This window comes from Streptomyces sp. NPDC001717 (genome assembly GCF_042892775.1).
In the GTDB taxonomy this organism is placed as follows: Bacteria; Actinomycetota; Actinomycetes; order Streptomycetales; family Streptomycetaceae; genus Streptomyces.
In genome coordinates this window covers 40449-57620 of sequence record NZ_JBIAUK010000035.1, presented here as the reverse complement: position 1 = coordinate 57620, position 17172 = coordinate 40449, and the positions used below count along the sequence as shown (strand labels likewise).

General features: G+C 71.4%; 18 protein-coding genes. 6 read left to right on the top strand and 12 right to left on the bottom strand.

Annotated elements, in window-relative coordinates; all coding sequences use genetic code 11:
* Window positions 1–346: 346 nt before the first annotated feature.
* The 9 genes from ACFYZL_RS34905 to sigK form a co-directional block, all read right to left on the bottom strand.
* Window positions 347–1084, bottom strand: a complete 738-nt coding sequence (locus ACFYZL_RS34905; RefSeq protein ID WP_388684614.1) for an alpha/beta fold hydrolase — start codon at window positions 1082–1084, stop codon at window positions 347–349.
* A complete protein-coding gene (locus ACFYZL_RS34900) occupies window positions 1081–1551 on the bottom strand; it encodes a DUF1295 domain-containing protein (protein ID WP_388684611.1) in 471 nt (156 codons plus the stop codon). Before ACFYZL_RS34900 ends, ACFYZL_RS34905 begins: the two co-directional genes overlap by 4 nt.
* A complete protein-coding gene (locus ACFYZL_RS34895; RefSeq protein ID WP_384752241.1) occupies window positions 1548–2834 on the bottom strand; it encodes a class I SAM-dependent methyltransferase in 1287 nt (428 codons plus the stop codon). Before ACFYZL_RS34895 ends, ACFYZL_RS34900 begins: the two co-directional genes overlap by 4 nt.
* Complete coding sequence (locus ACFYZL_RS34890; RefSeq protein ID WP_388684607.1) at window positions 2831–4171, bottom strand: class I SAM-dependent methyltransferase; 1341 nt, start codon at window positions 4169–4171, stop codon at window positions 2831–2833. The genes ACFYZL_RS34895 and ACFYZL_RS34890 overlap by 4 nt, the downstream gene beginning before the upstream one ends.
* Complete coding sequence (locus tag ACFYZL_RS34885; RefSeq protein ID WP_388684604.1) at window positions 4168–4473, bottom strand: DUF1365 family protein; 306 nt, start codon at window positions 4471–4473, stop codon at window positions 4168–4170. Before ACFYZL_RS34885 ends, ACFYZL_RS34890 begins: the two co-directional genes overlap by 4 nt.
* Window positions 4474–4499: 26 nt before the next feature.
* A complete protein-coding gene (locus ACFYZL_RS34880) occupies window positions 4500–5759 on the bottom strand; it encodes an NAD(P)/FAD-dependent oxidoreductase (RefSeq protein ID WP_388684601.1) in 1260 nt (419 codons plus the stop codon).
* A gap of 128 nt (window positions 5760–5887) precedes the next feature.
* Complete coding sequence (locus tag ACFYZL_RS34875) at window positions 5888–6370, bottom strand: peroxiredoxin (RefSeq protein ID WP_384752250.1); 483 nt, start codon at window positions 6368–6370, stop codon at window positions 5888–5890.
* A gap of 47 nt (window positions 6371–6417) precedes the next feature.
* Window positions 6418–7170, bottom strand: coding sequence for an anti-sigma factor (locus ACFYZL_RS34870; protein ID WP_388684597.1), 753 nt, complete (start codon window positions 7168–7170; stop codon window positions 6418–6420).
* On the bottom strand, window positions 7167–7832 hold the full coding sequence (sigK, locus tag ACFYZL_RS34865; protein WP_384752255.1) for an ECF RNA polymerase sigma factor SigK: 666 nt from the start codon (window positions 7830–7832) through the stop codon (window positions 7167–7169). The genes ACFYZL_RS34870 and sigK overlap by 4 nt, the downstream gene beginning before the upstream one ends.
* 305 nt (window positions 7833–8137) lie before the next feature.
* Here sigK and ACFYZL_RS34860 point away from each other — a divergent pair, with 305 nt between their 5' ends.
* A complete protein-coding gene (locus tag ACFYZL_RS34860; protein ID WP_384752258.1) occupies window positions 8138–8377 on the top strand; it encodes a chaplin in 240 nt (79 codons plus the stop codon).
* Between the two features lie 175 nt (window positions 8378–8552).
* Here the strand turns inward: ACFYZL_RS34860 and ACFYZL_RS34855 are convergent, their stop codons facing one another.
* Both ACFYZL_RS34855 and ACFYZL_RS34850 read right to left on the bottom strand, forming a co-directional pair.
* Window positions 8553–8978, bottom strand: coding sequence for an ATP-binding protein (locus ACFYZL_RS34855; RefSeq protein WP_384753388.1), 426 nt, complete (start codon window positions 8976–8978; stop codon window positions 8553–8555).
* A gap of 119 nt (window positions 8979–9097) precedes the next feature.
* The gene (locus tag ACFYZL_RS34850; RefSeq protein ID WP_388684593.1) at window positions 9098–9496 is read right to left on the bottom strand and encodes a hypothetical protein; all 399 of its coding nucleotides are present in this window, start codon (window positions 9494–9496) and stop codon (window positions 9098–9100) included.
* Between the two features lie 305 nt (window positions 9497–9801).
* On the opposite strand from ACFYZL_RS34850, the gene ACFYZL_RS34845 reads away from it, so the two are divergent.
* From ACFYZL_RS34845 to ACFYZL_RS34830, 4 genes are all read left to right on the top strand, one after another.
* Window positions 9802–10497, top strand: a complete 696-nt coding sequence (locus ACFYZL_RS34845) for an MMPL family transporter (protein ID WP_388684590.1) — start codon at window positions 9802–9804, stop codon at window positions 10495–10497.
* Window positions 10385–11107 carry an MMPL family transporter gene (locus tag ACFYZL_RS34840; RefSeq protein WP_388684649.1) on the top strand — a complete coding sequence of 241 codons (723 nt, stop codon included), beginning with the start codon at window positions 10385–10387 and terminating at the stop codon, window positions 11105–11107. Before ACFYZL_RS34845 ends, ACFYZL_RS34840 begins: the two co-directional genes overlap by 113 nt.
* Before the next feature lie 72 nt (window positions 11108–11179).
* A complete protein-coding gene (locus ACFYZL_RS34835) occupies window positions 11180–12769 on the top strand; it encodes a sulfite oxidase (RefSeq protein ID WP_388684588.1) in 1590 nt (529 codons plus the stop codon).
* A 90-nt stretch (window positions 12770–12859) separates the two neighbouring features.
* Window positions 12860–13510, top strand: a complete 651-nt coding sequence (locus ACFYZL_RS34830) for a fasciclin domain-containing protein (RefSeq protein ID WP_384753377.1) — start codon at window positions 12860–12862, stop codon at window positions 13508–13510.
* A gap of 164 nt (window positions 13511–13674) precedes the next feature.
* Here the strand turns inward: ACFYZL_RS34830 and ACFYZL_RS34825 are convergent, their stop codons facing one another.
* Window positions 13675–14544: a DUF4394 domain-containing protein gene (locus tag ACFYZL_RS34825; RefSeq protein WP_384753375.1), complete on the bottom strand. Its 870-nt coding sequence runs from the start codon at window positions 14542–14544 to the stop codon at window positions 13675–13677.
* A gap of 978 nt (window positions 14545–15522) precedes the next feature.
* Here ACFYZL_RS34825 and ACFYZL_RS34820 point away from each other — a divergent pair.
* Complete coding sequence (locus ACFYZL_RS34820; RefSeq protein WP_388684647.1) at window positions 15523–17037, top strand: DUF4331 domain-containing protein; 1515 nt, start codon at window positions 15523–15525, stop codon at window positions 17035–17037.
* The last annotated feature ends 135 nt before the right edge of the window (window positions 17038–17172 follow it).

Below are 17172 nucleotides of genomic sequence, written 5' to 3'. Positions count from 1 at the left end.
CTGTGCGAGCCAAATAGAGATCATGGAATTCAAAGATCGAGCCCGGCCACGGGGCTTCAGCCATCTGGCACCGTGACCAAACGGCTCCACAAGGCGGTGTCGACCGCCGCATCGATCCTCTGCCGGCCGGGTCGCCCGCACCGCCCGCCGGTCCACCGAGGGGCGGGTCACGTCCAACAGTGCGCTGCCAACGGGCGCTGTAGAGCGGGAGGGTGGCCACGCCGACGTGAGAGCGGCCGTATTCGACCCCCGCGTGGGCGGAGGGGCACAGTGATCGGGGCGGGGCTGGAGCAGGTGCTGTTCACGCAACCGGTGCCGGGCGGCAGCAGGACTGCCCGACCGGCGGTCAGAGGCCGGGCAGGGTGATGTCGGCGGCGTCGAGCGGGGCGGGGCTCCAGAGGGTCTCGGAGTGCGGTGTGCTGCCCGGGGGTGGTGTCAGGCCGAGTACGGCCGCGGTGAAGGTTGTGGTGAGGCGGTGCCACAGGCGGGCGTCGCGAATCATGGCGTGGCGTCCGTGGGGCATGCGGATGCCGCGTACTCGGGCACCGGCCGCATCAGCGCGGGCCAGGTAGTGCCAGGTGTTGGTGGCGGAGGTGATCCGGTCGGCTTCGTCGTGGAGGGCGACGATGGTGCGCTCTGCGAGGTGCTCGGTCGGCTCGCCGGGCGGGCACCAGGGTGCCAGGGCGACCACGCCCCGGACCTGCGGGTCGTCCGCGGCCCGCAGTGCCGCTCTGGCGCCCATGGAGTGCCCGACGAGTACGACGGGCAGCGGCCCGGCAGCGTGCCGTAGTTCCTTGAGGGCTTGCCTGGTGTCCTGGACGGGGTCGGCCCGGTGACCGTTCCAGCCGCGCAGCCGGTAGCGGACGGATGCGACCAGCACGTCCGCGAACAGGGGGCTGTGGTTCATCGCGCGGGCGAACGGGAGCATCCGCAGGCCCGGCAGGTTGAGAAGGGGCGGCGGAGTGAGCGCGTCGGCGCGGCCGCCGTGCAGGACCAGGACCGCCCCGGCTGCGGGCAGGAAAGGCGGCTGCGGCAGCTCGAGAGCGCGATGTCCCCGTGGGTCTTGGTAGGAGTACCCGCTCACTTCGTGCCTGCCTGTTTGGCCGGAGTGCTCTTCTTCGAGGTCCTCGGGAGGAAGCCATGCGGCGTAGCCGGGACGATCTGCCATGTGCTTCTCCAGAAGGCGGTTGCCGCTACCGACGGTAGCAGCAAGGTCATGAGGACCGGGGAGGTGAGGACGGCGAGAGCCAGCTGCCAGGCGGTGCGGGCGAGCAGGTACAGGCACCACCACCAGACGAGGCTGTCCCCGAAATGGGTGGGGTGGCGGGTCCATGCGAACAGGCCCTCGTCCATGACCCGTCCCCGGTGGCCGGGGTTCGCCTTGAAGCGGGCCGGCTGATGGTCGCCGACGGCCCCGAAGGCCGGCCCGGCCGCCCTCAGCGCGAGTCCGCCGCGTACGGCGACGGCGAAGGCGGCGTGGACTGCCGTCAGTGCCGTCGCCGCGGTGGCGGCGAGGTTGATACCGAGGGCGCCCCGGTCGGTGCCGTTCATGCCGGGCTCACCGGGGTGTACCAGGCGGTGGGGGTGGCCGGCATGGCGGAGGAGCCTTGGCGGGTGGGCCGTACGGCGAGGATCTGGTCGACGCCCATGCGGCGTTCGGAGAAGGCGAGCGACGCGCCGGCGAGGTACAGGCGCCACACTCGGGCGGTCGTCGTTCCGACGAGGGCCTCGATGTCGCTCCAGCGTTCTTCGAGGGTGGCGCGCCAGGCGTCGATGGTGGCCGCGTAGTGCTCGCGGAGGGCTTCCACGGAGCGCGCCTCCAAGCCCGCGTCCTCCAGCAGGTCAACGGTCCGGCCGACGGGCCGCATGTGCATGTCGGGGGCGATGTAGGTCTCGATGAATGCGCCGCCGCCCGGCGCGTGGGCTCCGCGGGACATCTGCTGGATCAGGAGACGGCCCGCCGGGCGCAGTGCGTCGTGGAGTTTGGCGGCGAAGGCGGGGTACTCGGCGTCGCCGACGTGCTCGCCCATCTCGACGGCGGCCGCGGCGTCGTAGCCGCCGCCGTCGATGTCGCGCCAGTGCCGCAGCTGGACGTCCACGAGGCCGGCCACGCCCTCGCGCGCGGCGCGTTCGGTGACGTGGTCGTGCTGGGCGCGGGAGAGGGTGACGGCGGTGACACGGGCCTTGTGCTCGCGGGCCGCGTGGACGGCGAGGGAGCCCCAGCCGCAGCCCACGTCGAGCAGTCGGTCTCCGGGCCCGAGCCCGAGTTTGCGGCAGATCAGGTCGAGTTTGTCGCGCTGGGCGTCGGCCAGGGTGTAGGCGGGGTCGTCGCGTCGGGTCCAGTAGGCGCAGGAGTACGCCATCGTCTCGTCCAGAAGAAGGGCGTAGAAGTCGTTGGAGAGGTCGTAGTGGTGGCTGATCCCGGCGCGGTCGCGGGCGACGCTGTGCAGGCCGCCGGTCAGGCGGGCCCGCCCATCGGGGCGCCTGGGGGGCGGACCGGCCGCGCCCAGGCGTGCGGCGAGGGCGGCGGCCGAGGCCAGGGCGGCCGGGCCGGGGCGTGCCGAGGAGCGGTCGCGGACGCTGCGGCCCGCCTGGGAGAGGGCGTCGGCCAGGTCGCCTTCGACGTCCAGGTCTGCGGTGATGTAGGCCTCGGCGAGCCCGAGCTCGCCGGGCTGCCACATCAGGCGGCGCAGCGCCGCCGGGGAGCGGAGGATGACGAGGGGTGCGTCCGTGGGGCCTGCCTGGCTGCCGTCCCACGCGCGGATCCGGATGGGGAGGGGGCCTGGGACGAAGTGGCCGAGGAGCTGGGCGAGTCGGTCGGCGGCGGGCCTCATCGGTGGGTTCCTTCGGTGAGCAGGAGCTGGCGGACGTCGAGGTAGCGGGAACGGAATCCGGCTTCGGAGTAGGCGAGGTAGAACTCCCACATGCGCTGGAAGACCGGGTCGAAGCCGAGGGCGGTGACGGTGGGGCGGTTGGCGGTGAACCGTTCGCGCCACAGGCGCAGCGTCTCGGCGTAGTGGTCGCCGAATCCCTCGTCGGCGAGCGTGCGCAGACCGGCGGCGGCGGAGTGTTCGGCGATGGCCTCGCGGGAGGGGATCAGGCCGCCGGGGAAGACGTACTTGCTGATGAAGGTGTGGGTGGCGGCGGTGTGGAGCATGTGCTGATGGCCCATGGTGATCGTCTGCAGGGCGATCCGGCCGGCGGGGGCGAGCGCGCGGCGTAGGGCCGTGAAGTAGGTGGGCCAGTAGTCGGCGCCGACCGCTTCGATCATTTCGACGCTGATCACGGCGTCGTGCAGGCCTTCGATGTCGCGGTAGTCGCGCAGCTGGACGTCCACCCGCTCGGCGAGTCCGGCGGCCGTGATGCGTTCGCGGGCCAGGGCGGCCTGCTCGGCCGAGAGGGTCAGGGTGGTGACGCGGGCGCCGCGGGCGGCGGCCCTCAGGGCGAGTTCGCCCCAGCCGGTGCCGATCTCCAGCAGCCGGGTGCCCTGGCCGACGGCGGCGAGGTCCAGGAGGCGGTCGATTTTGCGGTGCTGTGCGGAGGCGAGGGACTCGAAGCGGGCGGGGAAGGCGGTGAAGAGGGCGGAGGAGTAGGTGAGCGTGGGGTCCAGGAATGCGGCGAACAGGTCGTTGGACAGGTCGTAGTGGCGCTGGATGTTGGTGCGGGCCCCGTCGCGGGTGTTCCGGTCGGTGGTGGGGCGGGCGGAGACCCACAGTCCACGGAGCCGCCGCAGAGGGGCGGGGACCAGGTCCTCGACGTGGCGTGCGAGGACGGTCAGCACGTCGGCCAGGTCGTCGCTGTCCCATTCGCCGGCCATGTAGGACTCGCCGAAGCCGATCAGGCCGTGGCGGCCGATGCGGCGGTGGAAGGCCACGGGGTCGTGAAGGGTCAGCTGTGGGCAGGCCGTATCGGTGGGGGCGCCTGTGGTCCGCGCGGTCAGGCCCAGTCGGTCCAGGGCGCGGGTCACCAGCAGCCGGGCGATGGCGGTACGAGCAGGTCCGGCGGAGGGCAGCTGGGCCACGTCCGGCCATCGTTCGGCGATTGCGTGTTCCCGGCGGACGGTCGGCGCGGCGGCTGGGGGCTTGCTGCCCGGGATCGTCTGGGGAGGGATCCCGATGGTGCGGCCCGCAGGCTGAAAGGTGGTGTGCGAGGTGAGGGTGGGGCGGGTCACGGCAGCATGCCCTTCTGCGGGGTAGAACGGGGACGCGGGTGTACGGGCCGGCCGCGCATCAGCAGGGCGATGCCGTGGCGGCGGATGCCGGTGGATGGTGGTGGAGACGCCGGTGAAGTGGTCGCGGGCGTCGAACCGGGCGAGCGGGCGCACCGGGCGGGGCAGGACGGCAGCCGGTCGAGGTCCGCGCACCACAGGTGAGTGCGGTGCCGGAAGGAATGGCGCAGTGGTGTGGTGCGGGTGTGGGCGATCACGCACTCGTGGAGCGCCGGGTGGGGCGCCCCGGCCACTTCCGTTGGCACGGTTTCCGTCGGTTGTGTGGTTCCGGTCACCAGCGCCCTCCCAGGGACCGGGCTGCCTGAACGCCGGAGCGGCAGCCGTCCTCGTGGAAGCCCCAGCCGTGCCAGGCGCCGGCGTACGCGGTCACCCCGTCGTTCAGGCGCGGCAGTTGCTTCTGCGCCATGACGGACGCGGGGGTGTAGACCGGGTGCTCGTACACCATCCGTTCCACCACGCGGTCGGCGGCGATTCCTGCCTGGCCGCCGAGGGTGACGACGTAGTCGGCGCCCTCGGGCAGATGCTGCAGGCGCCGCATGTCGTAGCTGACGCGGACGGGCTCCGTGGAGGGGTCACAGCCCGTCAGGCGGTAGTTCCAGCTTGCGCGGGCGCGCGGTGAGCGCGGCAGGACGGTGGTGTCGGTGTGCAGCACGGTGGGGTTGCTGGAGTATGTGAACGCGCCCAGAAGCCGCTTCTCGTCCTCGGTGGGGTCGGCGAGGAGGCGCAGTGCCTGGTCGGGGTGGGTGGCGATGACGACGGCGTCGAAGTCCTCGGTGCCGTTGTCCTTGGTGGTGACCAGTGCACCCTGGCCGGTGCGGCGGACGGCGTCGACGGGGCTGGAGGTGCGGACGCGCTGGATGTGCTTGGCGGCGGCGGTGACGTAGGCGGCGGATCCGCCGGTGACGGTCTTCCACTGCGGGGAGCCCGTGACGGACAGCAGCCCGTGGTGGTGCAGGAAGGCGAACAGGTAGGCGGCCGGATAGGACAGGGCGGTCTGCGCGGGGCAGGACCACACCGCGGCGACCAGCGGCAGGGCGAAGTGGCTGACGAAGTAGGGGGAGAATCCGCCCTCGCGCATGAAGTCCCCGAAGGTGATGCCCGGGTGGGCCCCGCGGGCCAACAGGCGCCGGGCGCCGCGGTGGAAGACCGGTACCTCGGCCAGCAGCCGCAGGTGGCGGCCCCGCAGCGCGGCCCGGGATGCGAACAGGGCGGCCGGGCCGCGGGCGCCGGCGTATTCCAGGCCGCAGCCGTCGCACCGGACCGACATGCTCATCTCGGCGTCCTGCGTGCCGATCCCGAGCTCCCCGAAGAGCCGGAGCAGGGTGGGGTAGGTGCGCTCGTTGTGGACGATGAAGCCGGAGTCCACCGCGACCTGCCGGCCCCCGGCGGCCGGCAGGTCGCGGGTGTGGGTGTGACCGCCGAGCCGCCTGTCCGCCTCGTACAGGGTGACGTGATGCGAGCGGGCGAGGATGTAGGCGGCGGTCAGGCCCGCCACCCCCGAGCCGATGACCGCCACTGTCCGGTCTTGCACCACAACCGCTCCCGCCACTCGACACGCCGCCAGGCTGCTGCGTTTCACTCATACTTCGCAGCGGTCCGGCGGCCGGATTGGAGGAGATCCGCCAACGGTGCGGCGCCCGGGCAAGAGGCTTGGTGGGTTCAGAGGGGCAGGCGGGCGAGTTGCGCGGCCAGCGTGGCGGCTGGCGGGTAGGTGGCGCCCACGGCGGTGACGTGCTTCCAGTGCAGGCGGCCGGTGGCGGTGAGGATGAACACCGCCCGGCGAAGCCCGATCAGGGGTGCCGTGATCCCGAAAGCCCTCGCCACGGTGCGCTCGTGATCGGACAGCAGGGGCATGCGCAGATTCCGGTCGCGGGCGAACCGTTCGTGGCTGTCGAGTCCTTGCGGGCTGATCCCCCACACCGTGGCCCCCGCGGCCTGGAGACCGCCCAGGCCGTCGGAGTAGGAGCACAGCTGAGCGGTGCACACCGGGGTGTCGTCGCCGGGGTAGAAGGCGAGGACGAGGGGATTGCCGCGCTGTTCGCACAGGGTGTAGTCGCGCCGGTGGAAGGTTTCGCCGTCCAGGTGCCCGCCGGGCAGCCGGAAGTCGCCGACGGTGTCCCCGATCCTGGGGGTGTGGGCCATGTGGGATCTCGATCCGTCGCCCGGTGCGGGCGGTCGCAGTGGGTGGGTCAGGTGGGAAGGGTCATCAGGAGCAGGGGGTCGGTGGTGGGGCGGGGGGATCCTCCGGCGGGTTCGAGGGTGAGGCCTACGGCGCCGGCGTCGGCGGGGTTGCCGGTGAGGATGACGGTGCCGTCGTGGTCGATGAGTCCGGCGGGGCGCATGACGCCGTCGTGGTCGAGCCATAGCTGGTAAGTCTTGCCGGGGCCGGCTGTGGGGAGGTTGGCGGCGGTGAAGACGGCCTTGTTCTGCCGGTCGGAGGAGACGACGGTGGTCAGGGCGCCGTTGGCGGCCCGTCCGTGGACGGTGTGCGCATCGGGGGCTGCCAGAACCGTGCTGATCGTGTCGAGTTGCTGCTGGACTCGGCGGGTCTGGTCCTTGAGGTCCTGTCCGTTCTGCGTCTGCCATACGGCGATGCCGCCGAGGGCGGCGGCGGCCACGCCGGCGGCCAGCGCCAGGGGCACGGCCCGTCGGCGCAGCATGCCGCCGACCGCGGGCACGGTGGCTACGGTTGCCGGCACGCGGGGAGGCAGTTGGCGCACTTCGTTGATGGCGGCCATGACCTGCGTTTTGGCCGAGGCGGGTGGTGGCTGGGCGGCGGCTGCGGCCAGGCGCGCCGCGGTGGCCTCGAATTCGGCGGCTTCCTGCCGGCATGCCTCGCAGGCTTGAAGGTGGGCGTCGAAGGCTTGGCGCTCGTCGTCCTCGAGGGCGCCGAGGGCATAGGCGGCGGCTAGCGTGTGGGCGTCGGTGGCGTGGTGTTTCATGTGGTCACCCCCATGCAGTCGCGGAGCCGGATGAGCCCGTCGCGCATGCGTGTCTTGATGGTCGGAAGAGGAGTGCGCAGGGCTTCGGCGACCTCACGGTAAGTCAGCCCCTGGTAGTAGGCCAGGGTCACGGCCTGGCGCTGGAGCTCGGTCAGACCCCGCATGCAGCGGCGTACCTGCTCGGACTCCATGCGGGTCTCGACCTGTTCGGCGACCTCGTCGAAGGCGGTGGTGTGCTCGCGGGCGGCCTGGGCCTGCTCGCGGTCGGAGGCCGCCTGGGCGGAGCGGACCCGGTCCACGGCCCGCCGGTGGGCGATGGTCGCGGCCCAGGTCGTGACGGCACCGGCGTCGGCACGGTAGCGGGCGGCCTGCCGCCACAGGTCGATCATGACTTCCTGGGTGACTTCTTCGGACTGCGCCCGATCGCGTACGACCTTGACGACGATGCCGAACACCATCGGGGCGAGGGCGTCGTAGAGCGCGGAGAAGGCCTGTTTGTCGCCGTGGGCGACGCTTTGCATGATGCCGGCGAGATCGCCGCGGGCAGGGTCGCAGGGGCGTCCGGTGCTGAGGGGGCTCGGTTGGTTCACCGGCGTGGCTCCGGTTGTGGGCAGGAGGCGAAGCGGCCGGCTGGTGCGGCCGTCGGGGGTCGGGGCGTCCATCGCATGCCGTTCCTGGTGTCGTCGCTGCTACGGGGCCGGGCCGCCCCGGGGGCGGTCCGGCGTGGCAAACCTGTGCCTCTGTTGCCTGTTCTTCGTTGCCGACGGGCCTGCGGATGGGAGAAGGCTTCGTCACCTGCCCAGGCCGGAACTCACCCGTTGGAGGGAAGCTGAGCGTTTGGGGCAAGCCGGTCCTCGGCTGGTGGCGAAGAGCGGGTGTGAGGGGCCCCGAGGGCGCTCCCGGGGCTTCCTCACCGGCCGCGCGGACCCTCCGCGCGGCCGGACACCCTCACGAGAGGTACGAAGACATGGTTTCTGTGCGACGAGGTCTGGCCGTGACCCTGGCGGCCGGCGCGATCCTGGCGGGCGGCGCGGCGGCGGCGTCCGCCGATGCCGGCGCCCAGGGCGTGGCCGCGTACTCGCCCGGCGTGGGCTCCGGCAACCTCATCCAGGTGCCGATCCACATCCCGGTCAACGCCTGCGGCAACACCGTCAGCGTCATCGGGCTGCTGAACCCGTCCTTCGGCAACACCTGCGTCAACGCCTGACCGGCGCCGGCGCAAGAAGCTCCGGTGCGGCGCCGTCACGACGGGGAGGCGCCGGCCGGTGACCCGGCCCGGCACGGTGCCGAGCGCGGCCCTGGGGACGCGTTTCGTGCGATTTTCGTGCCGGGCGGGTCGGGCTGCGGGTGGCTGTCGGCACAGCCACCCGCAGTACCCCTCTTCACCCTGCCTGCCAGGTGAGAACCGCCACGATCTGCTTGCCGCTGTCCGAGCGGCTGACAAAGAGGTCCGCGCCGAGCGCCCGGACGATGTTCAGGCCTCGGCCGCCCGAACCGGGCCGCCGCATCCCGCCCTGCGAGCGGCGACCCGACAGGCCCTGGGAACCGTCGCTGACGGCGACGCCCGCCCGTCCCGGCTCCAGACTCACCGTGAGCGCGTAGGGGCCCTCGGCGTGCAGGACGGCGTTGGTGACCAGTTCGGAAACGATCAGCACGAGGTCTTCGGCAACCGCACACGGGCAGACGGCCGGCTGCAGGGCCAGCATCCTTTCCACGCCCTGACGGGCATGCCGGGCAGCCTGCGCACCGGGCGGAAGGGGGAGGTGCAGTGTGGGCGGACACACGGTAGACGCGATGACCGTGTCCATGATCATTCCTCACGATCGGCGTCACCCGCGCAATCGGGCGGACGGAGGGCAGGGACGAGGCACGGGAAGCGGGAGTGGGGTTCCGGTGGAACCGGAACCCCGCGACGGCCCAGCAGGGGCTACCACTTGTCGTGGCAGTTCCAGTGGGCGGGAATCCAGTGATCGACGTAGTGGCCGGGCACCCAGTGCTGCTTCCATTGGCCCTTGCCCCACCAGCCGTCGTGCCACCTCCCGTGGTGGTCCTGGTAGCCGTGGTGCCAGGTTCCCTGGTGCCACTTCCATTCCCAGTGGCCCTTGACCCACTTCTGCGCCCACTGGCCCTTCACCCAGTCGCACCGCTCGTGGCGGTCCCACCGGTCGTGCCGGTGGTCCCGGTCGCCGGTGACCCTCACGGACGCCGACGACGGCGCCGACGCTGCGTCCGCGGTGGCAGAGATGCCCAGCACGGACGCGCCGGCCAGCAGTCCGGCCGATGCCGCTCCGGCCGCCAGCCTGCGCACGTTCACCGATGCGGTCATCGCACTCACCTCCTGAATCCAGTCATTCGTGGAACTCCGTTGGCTGCGGGCCCCCTCTAGGGCCTCACGCGAAGGATTCGGTACGAACCGGCACAAGGATTGCGTTCGGTACTCAAATAGGGAGAGTCGCCCGGTTGGATGACATCGGGGCTCCTGCCCCATCCCTGTCCCGCCGTGGCGTCGAATCGCCCGCGTACACCCGTCCCGGATGGGGGTCGGCGGGCTTCCGCAGGGCCGCCGGGCGGCTTCGGCCGCCATGAGTCGGATGGCGCCCTCGTACTGACCATCGGGCAGGGCCCTGGGCCGTGCTCCTGCTCTGGCTGGTCCCGGCCGTCGCCACCGGCCCCTACACCCTGCGCCTGGGCGAGGTCGCCCGATCCGGCCAGCAGGTCCAGTTGCCGGGCGGCGCCGAGTCCGCCCAGGTCGCGCGCCTGCTCAACCCGGACGGAGCGGACGAGCCGCTGCCCCTCGCAGTGATCTGGACCCCGCGCGCGGACGGCGCGCAGATCACCGCGACCCAGCAGGAGACGGCCCGTCGGGTCACCGCGCGCCTGGCGGGCACTGCCGTCGTCCCGATGCTGGCCGCGGACGGGCGGGCGGTGACGGCGGTGATCGCCGCCGGGCCCGACAACCTGCCCACCCACCTCAAGTCCATCGGCGAGGCGGCCGCAGCCGTTCCCGGAATGCGCGTGCACCTGGCGGGCCCAGCCGCCGAGCAGGCCGACCTCGACGGAGCGTTCGCGCAGACCGACGGCGTCCTGCCGGCCGTCACCCTCTCAGGTGTCCTGCTGATTCTGCTGGTCGTCTACCGCAGCGTGCTCACTGCCGCTGCTGGTGATCTCGGGCGCACTGCCGGCGCCGGCCGCGACCTGCGCCGCCTTGTACACGCTGGCCCGGCCGGGCCGGCTGCCGATCGACGGCCAGACGCAGGGCATCGTGTTCGTCCTCGTGATCGGTGCGAGCACCGACTATGCCGTCCTGCCGGCCGCCCGCCACCGTGAAGAACTTGCCCGACAGCCCGATCCCGCACAGGCGATGGCATCGGCACGCCGGGCCACCGCACCACCGGTCCTGGCCGGCACCGCGACCATCGCCTGCGCCATGATGACCCTCACCTTCAGCGATCTTCCCGCCGAGCAGACCATGGGACCGGCCGTGGCGATCGCCATGGCCTGCTGCGCCTCGGTATCCCTCACCTTCCTGCCCGCCGTACTCCTCTTGGTCGGTCAGTGGGCCCTTCGCCTCTCCACCCCGACGCAAACGCCAGAGGGCCGGCGGACGAAGGTGGGTCGTGCGATCGGACACCAGCCGCGCCGGGTATGGGCGCTCTGCGTGGTCCTGCTCGCCGCGGGCGCGGCCTGTGCCCCACTCCTGACGCGGGCCGGCGTTCCCCTGCACCAGGCCCTGCCGGCCGGTTCGCCCTCCGCCGCCGGGCACCACGTCCTCGCCCGCCACTTCCCCGCCGGCACCGCCGGCCCCTGGTCATCATCGCGCCCACCCCCGCTCGCGTGGCCGATGTCCGTGACCGGATCGCCTCGACGCCCGGTATCGCGGCCACCACCACCGTCCCTGCCGGACCCGAGAGGAAGACACAGATCGTCGCGACCCTGACGGACGCCCCGGACAGCGCGAGGAGTTCACTCTTTCGGAGGTCGCACCAATCCGCCGGGCGTGGGCTGCCGAATGCCGGGTGTGAGCAGCTTCCGCAGCACCCTCCCCCGCGCAGCACGTGGCGCACTGGCCGGCCTTCTGGCTGCGTTCACGGCGCTGGCCGTAGCCGAGCTGGTCGCCGGAATGGTGCGTCCGGCCGCCGGACCCGTGACGGTCGTCGGGGGCGCGGTGATCGACCGGACGCCTGCCGCGGTCAAGGACTTCGCGATCCGCACGTTCGGAGAGAACGACAAGACCGTCCTGCAGCTGGGAATCGTCGCGATTCTCGCAGTGATCGCCGTCGGCCTGGGCATCCTCGCCCTGTCCTACCGGCGGGTCGGCACCATCGGCGTGCTGCTCTTCGGGATCGTCGGCTCGGCTGCGGCCCTCAGCCGCCCGGACTCCGCCGGCATCGGCGACGCACTGCCTTCGATCGCCGGAGCCCTCACCGGGGCACTCGCCCTGTACGTCCTTGCGCCGAAGGCCGCCGCCCCCATCCCCGTTGATGCGGACGGTCAGTCGGGTGGCGAAGGCTGGAACAGGCGCGGCTTCCTCGCCGCGGCCGGCGTCACTGCCGTCGCGGCGACCTCGGCAGGGGCCCTGGGCCGGTTTCTCACCGGCCGCCAGGGCCAGGGCGCCCTCGCCTCCCGTAACAGCCTGGTCCTGCCTGCGCCTTCATCCCCGGCGCCCCCGCTCCCCGCCGGCGTCCAGCTGAAGGTCGCCGACATCAGCCCCTTCACCACTCCCAACGCCGACTTCTACCGCGTCGACACCGCCCTGACCGTCCCCAAAGTCGACGCTGGAACCTGGAGGCTGCACATCCACGGCAAAGGCGTCACCCGGCCCCGCACCTACACCGTCGACCAGCTCCTGGCCCGCCCCCTCATCGAACGCGACATCACCCTGACCTGTGTCTCCAACGAGGTCGGCGGCCCCTACATCGGCACCGCCCGCTGGCTCGGCGTACCCCTCGCAGACCTCCTCAAGGAGGCAGGAGTGCGGCCCCCGTCCAAGGGCGGGAAGGCCGATCAGCTGGTGGCCCGCTCGGTGGACGGGATGACCCTGGGTTCCCCGGTAGAGGACGTCATGGACGGCCGTGACGCGATCCTCGCGGTGGGCATGAACGGCGAACCCCTGCCTTTCGACCATGGCTTCCCCGTCCGCATGCTCGTCCCGGGCCTGTACGGGTACGTGTCGGCCTGCAAGTGGATCAACGACATCGAGCTCACCACCTTCGACGCCTACGACCCCTACTGGGTCAAGCGCAAGTGGGCCCGCCGCGCGCCGATCAAGACCCAGGCCCGCATCGACACCCCCAAGCCCTTCGCCCGCCCGGCCGCCGGCACCGTCACCATCGCCGGCGTCGCCTGGGCCCAGCACCGCGGCATCACCCGCGTCGAAGTCCGCGTCGACGACGGCCCCTGGCAGGACGCCGACCTCGCACCCCAGGCCACGACCGACACCTGGCGCCAGTGGTCCTACCCCTGGAAGGCCACACCCGGCGGCCACACCATCACCGTCCGCGCCACCGACGGCACCGGCGAGGTGCAGACCGAACAGCGCACCCGGACCATCCCCGACGGAGCGAGCGGCCGGCACAGCCTCTTCGTCAGCGTCCCCTAGACCACCCGACCGGTCACAAGGCCGCACCGGGCAGCACAACCGAACCACTTCAACACCCCGTAGAGAAATTCCTTCAAGGAGCAATCGATCATGAACAGCCTGAAGATCCGCCGTACCGCGATCGCCGTCGCCGCAGCCGCCCTGCTGCCCTTCTCCCTGGCCGCATGCTCCGACTCCGGCAGCGACACCAAGGCCGCCCCCACCGCGGCCGCAGGCGACCAGGCCAAGACCGGCGAGAGCACCCCCGCCGGCGACTCCATGACGGGCGACCAGCCCTTCGGCCCGGCCTGTGCCGGTGTGCCCAAGGAGGGCGCCGGCTCCTTCGACGGCATGGCCAAGGACCCCGTCGCCACCGCCGCCTCCAACAACCCGGCCCTGTCCACCCTGGTCGCCGCCGTCAAGCAGGCCGGCCTCGTCGACACCCTGAACAACGCCAAGGACATCACCGTCTTCGCACCCACCAACGACGCCTTCGCGAAGATCCCGAAGGCCGACCTCGACAAGGTCCTCGCCGACAAGGCCACCCTGACGAAGATCCTGACCTACCACGTCGTCGGCCAGAGGCTCACCCCGAAGCAGTTGGAGAACGGCAGCTTCGAAACCCTGCAGAAGGGCATGGTCACCACGAAGGGCTCCGGTGAGGCCTACAAGGTCAACGACACGTCCAACGTGGTGTGCGGCAACGTCAAGACCTCCAACGCCAACGTCTACATCGTCGACACCGTCCTGATGCCCAAGTAACCGCCGCGGCGGGATAGGCCCACGGCCGGTGGCCCTGCGTCCTCGAAGGGCGCAGGGCCACCGTCATGACCGGCCCGTATGCGTGGATCGACCACCGGCCCGGCGCACTGCTCCCCCGTCGGGACCTCTTGCGCGGGGCCCGGGCGCCCGGGGGCGGGGTGCTGCTACTTCTGGTTGATGGGCAGAGCCAGGTCGGTGACCTGGTACCGGGTCGGGAAGGCGCCCTTGCCGGTGGCCTTGCCGGTCAGCACGTCGACCGCGTAGAGGCGGTAGGAACCGCCGGTACCGACGGCGGCGAAGCCGTGGTTCGTGCCGGCCGTCGGGTTGTAGTAGATGTCGAATCCGGCATCGAGGTCGGCGTCCACGCCCAGGCTGCCGGTGGGGGCGAGAGTGCCGGCGTTGGCCGGGGACTGCAGGGAGATCCGGTCGGCCATCGTGTCGAGATCGAACAGGCTGGTCGCGGTTGCGGCGTTGAGGTCGTTATTGGTGTAGGCCGCGCCTGTGACGCCCATGGCCGTCGACGGCGGCGTGGTGGGGTTGGTGAGAGTACCGTCGACGGTTGTGGTCAGCGGGGCGGCCGGGTCGTCGATGTTGTGGCGCAGGTTCTGGCCGGTGTTGGAGATGACCCGCAGCCGGTTGGCGGCCGGGTTGAAGTCCACGCCGAACGCGGTCCCGGCCAGCGCTACGGTCAGCTGGGACACCTTCATCGCCTGGGCGTTGGCGGTGTTCAGGGTGTAGATGCCGCCCCTGTCACCGACCCCGTAGAGCCTCTCGTTCTGGACGCGGAAGTCGATACCAACGAGCTTGGTGTCGCCGGCCAGGCCCGTGACCCCGCCCAGCGACCAGGTCTTGGACGGCTTGTTGACGTCGAACTCGACCAGTCGCTGGTCGTTGGTGAGCCCGATGGCGTGCAGGGCCTTGTGGTCGTGGGCTGGCAGGGTCTGCGGCGGGGTGTCGGACGCCGCCAGCGCGGGTGCCGCGCACAGGGCAGCGAGCACGACGGCGGATACGGCACTCACGGTTCGGTTTCGCATGATTTCTCCCGCTATGACGCCGCGGCCAGGGTGACCAACGGCTTGCGGGCGATTCGCCACCGCCACCGCGATGGACGGGGCGCCGGCGTGAATGCCACCCGCCCGGCCCAAGCATCGAAGCAATCCGTGCTCCAGGCGGGTGGCCGTCGGCGCGTCGCGAACCACATCGGTGTGCGCCGCGTGCGGGACCTGGGGACGGCGCGCGGATGGAATCGACTTCAGGCCCGCAGCCGACGGACCGCGTCGGGCTGGAACTGCGCCGCGCGGGCGACGCGGTGCAGGAGCTGCCCTGCTGGGCCGACGCGAGACACTGCCCCGCTCCCTGACCGCAATTCTTGCTCCTACGGCCAGCGGAGCCCGGGCCGGGCCGGAGCCAGTTGCCGAGCGCAGCGAGGGGTCGGGCTCCGGGCCGGTGGAGCGGTTGGGCCGACCGAGCCGTCCGATGCGGCACCACCTCAGGCGTGGAGAACACCATCAGTGCCACCGGACGCATGCCATCCCCTGCGCCACGGAGCGGCGCTTCGCGCCGGAACAACCCCTTGGCGCCGGGCACTCTGTGTTGCAACACATGTGCAACTGTGAGTTGTTGGCTCGTTCGGCCTAAGCCGGCCGGACGTGTCGCAGGGTACCTGCGGCCGCCTCTTGCCTTCTTCTTCGGCCGCTTGACCTGCGGGTTTACCGGTGGGGTTGCGCCGGCACGGCCGCCGGCAGCCGGACATGCGCCGCATCGCGGCTGCCCGGCGTGGTTTCCTTCGGCCTGCGCAGCCTTTGCGCGATGGTGTGTCCGGGTCTGTTCAGTCCCCGTTGCCTTTCCTGACCCTGCCCGGGCAGTGCGAACTTCGTTTCGCCGCGGTGCCGACCGCCACTCCGGACCTTGCGCCACCGCGCCCTGCTCAACAGCAGGGCCCGGTACGCACCCAGGTGGGAAGGAACCCCCTCTTCGTGAAGGCAACACCCGCGGCGTCCGGCCGGCGCCGGATGCTGGACCACTCCCTGCTCGTCCTCGGCTCCGGCGCCCTCGCGACCGCACTGGCCGTCCTCACCCTCGGCCCTGGCGTGAGCTCTGCCTCCAGCCACCGCGAAGCGCCGCTGATCGCCGGTGACCCGCGCGCCGACAACACCGACGTGTACGCGTTCACCAGCCCCGACAAGAGCGACACCGTCACCCTGCTGGCGAACTGGATCCCCTTCGAGGAACCCAACGGCGGGCCGAACTTCTACGCCTTCGGCGAGGACCTCCGCTACAACATCAAGATCGACAACAACGGTGACGGCGACGCCGACGTCACCTACACCTGGCGTTTCAAGAACCAGATCCGCGACGCCGCCAACCAGTTCCTCTACAACACCGGCCAGGTGACCACCCTGGACGATCCGGACCTGAACTTCCGGCAGGTCTACGACCTCGTCGAGACCCGCGGCGGCAGGAGCAGAGTCCTGCTGTCGAACGTACCTGCCGCCCCGTCCCGGGTGGGGCCGGCCTCGATGCCGGACTACGCCGCGCTGCGGGCCCAGGCGGTGCGGAGTCTGCCCGGCGGCGGGAAGGCGTTCGCCGGGCAGGCGGAAGACCCGTTCTTCGCGGATCTTCGGGTCTTCGACCTGCTGTACGGCGGGAACCTCTCCGAGCGCGGGCAGGACACCCTGGCCGGATACAACGTCAACTCCGTCGCCCTGCAGATCCCCAAGAAGTACCTGGCCCTGAACTACAACCCGTCGCGGAACCCGGTCGTGGGGATCTGGTCGACGACCGACCGCAAGGGCGTGCAGGTCTCCGATTCCCGAGACAAGCACGGCGACCGGTGGAAGCAGGTCTCCCGGCTGGGCAACCCCCTCGTGAACGAGGTCGTCGTCCCGCTGAAGTACAAGGACGCCTTCAACACCCTCAACCCCGACCAGGACCGCACCGTCCAGCCGGTCGTCGACAAGGTCCTCGACCCGATCCTGCCCAAGCTGATCCAGCAGGTCTACGGAATCCCGGCCCCGCCCGCCCCGCGCAACGACCTCGTCGAGATCTACCTCACCGGGATCTGCAAGACGTGCGGGCCGATCAAGGCAGACCTCAACGCACACCGTCTCAACGGTGACGCCAGCCTCCGCAACATCGTGCCCGCGGAGGAACTGCGCCTGAACATGGCCGTGCCCCCGACCGCGAACCCGAACCGCTACGGCGTCCTCGCCGGAGACCTGGCCGGATTCCCCAACGGTCGCCGCCTGACCGACGACGTCATCGACATCTCCCTGCAGGCCGTCGAAGGCGCCGCCCAGACCGGACAGCTCATCCCCGCGCTCGCCGACGGCGACAAGGTCAACACCAACGAGGTCCCCTTCGGCACCTCCTTCCCGTACCTGGCCCTTCCCCACACCAAGTCCGTCAACAGCGGACCGTCAGGCACTGCCATGTCGAAGGAGAAGTCCGCAGCCTCCCTCGGAGGCGCCGGCGCCGCCCTGCTCGCGGCGGCCGGATGGCGGATGCGCCGCCGCAGCCGCGCCTGATGTGACGTCACCCCTTCATCGATCTGGGGCCGGAAGGCGTACCCGGTCCGGCCCCAGGACACGTCACTCACGCAGAAAAGGCACCCCTCCGATGCACCGTGATCCGCGCACGCCCCCACGCGGCCGTCGCCGACT

What these genes read in the sequence shown, in the direction of transcription:
- ACFYZL_RS34900 (WP_388684611.1), bottom strand. Translation starts at nt 1,551, where the DNA reads ATGAACGGCACCGACCGGGGCGCCCTCGGTATCAACCTCGCCGCCACC.
- ACFYZL_RS34895 (WP_384752241.1), bottom strand. Translation starts at nt 2,834, where the DNA reads ATGAGGCCCGCCGCCGACCGACTCGCCCAGCTCCTCGGCCACTTCGTC.
- ACFYZL_RS34875 (WP_384752250.1), bottom strand. Translation starts at nt 6,370, where the DNA reads ATGGCCCACACCCCCAGGATCGGGGACACCGTCGGCGACTTCCGGCTG.
- ACFYZL_RS34870 (WP_388684597.1), bottom strand. Translation starts at nt 7,170, where the DNA reads ATGAAACACCACGCCACCGACGCCCACACGCTAGCCGCCGCCTATGCC.
- sigK (WP_384752255.1), bottom strand. Translation starts at nt 7,832, where the DNA reads ATGGACGCCCCGACCCCCGACGGCCGCACCAGCCGGCCGCTTCGCCTC.
- ACFYZL_RS34860 (WP_384752258.1), top strand. Translation starts at nt 8,138, where the DNA reads ATGGTTTCTGTGCGACGAGGTCTGGCCGTGACCCTGGCGGCCGGCGCG.
- ACFYZL_RS34855 (WP_384753388.1), bottom strand. Translation starts at nt 8,978, where the DNA reads ATGGACACGGTCATCGCGTCTACCGTGTGTCCGCCCACACTGCACCTC.
- ACFYZL_RS34850 (WP_388684593.1), bottom strand. Translation starts at nt 9,496, where the DNA reads ATGACCGCATCGGTGAACGTGCGCAGGCTGGCGGCCGGAGCGGCATCG.
- ACFYZL_RS34835 (WP_388684588.1), top strand. Translation starts at nt 11,180, where the DNA reads ATGCCGGGTGTGAGCAGCTTCCGCAGCACCCTCCCCCGCGCAGCACGT.
- ACFYZL_RS34830 (WP_384753377.1), top strand. Translation starts at nt 12,860, where the DNA reads ATGAACAGCCTGAAGATCCGCCGTACCGCGATCGCCGTCGCCGCAGCC.
- ACFYZL_RS34825 (WP_384753375.1), bottom strand. Translation starts at nt 14,544, where the DNA reads ATGCGAAACCGAACCGTGAGTGCCGTATCCGCCGTCGTGCTCGCTGCC.
- ACFYZL_RS34820 (WP_388684647.1), top strand. Translation starts at nt 15,523, where the DNA reads ATGCTGGACCACTCCCTGCTCGTCCTCGGCTCCGGCGCCCTCGCGACC.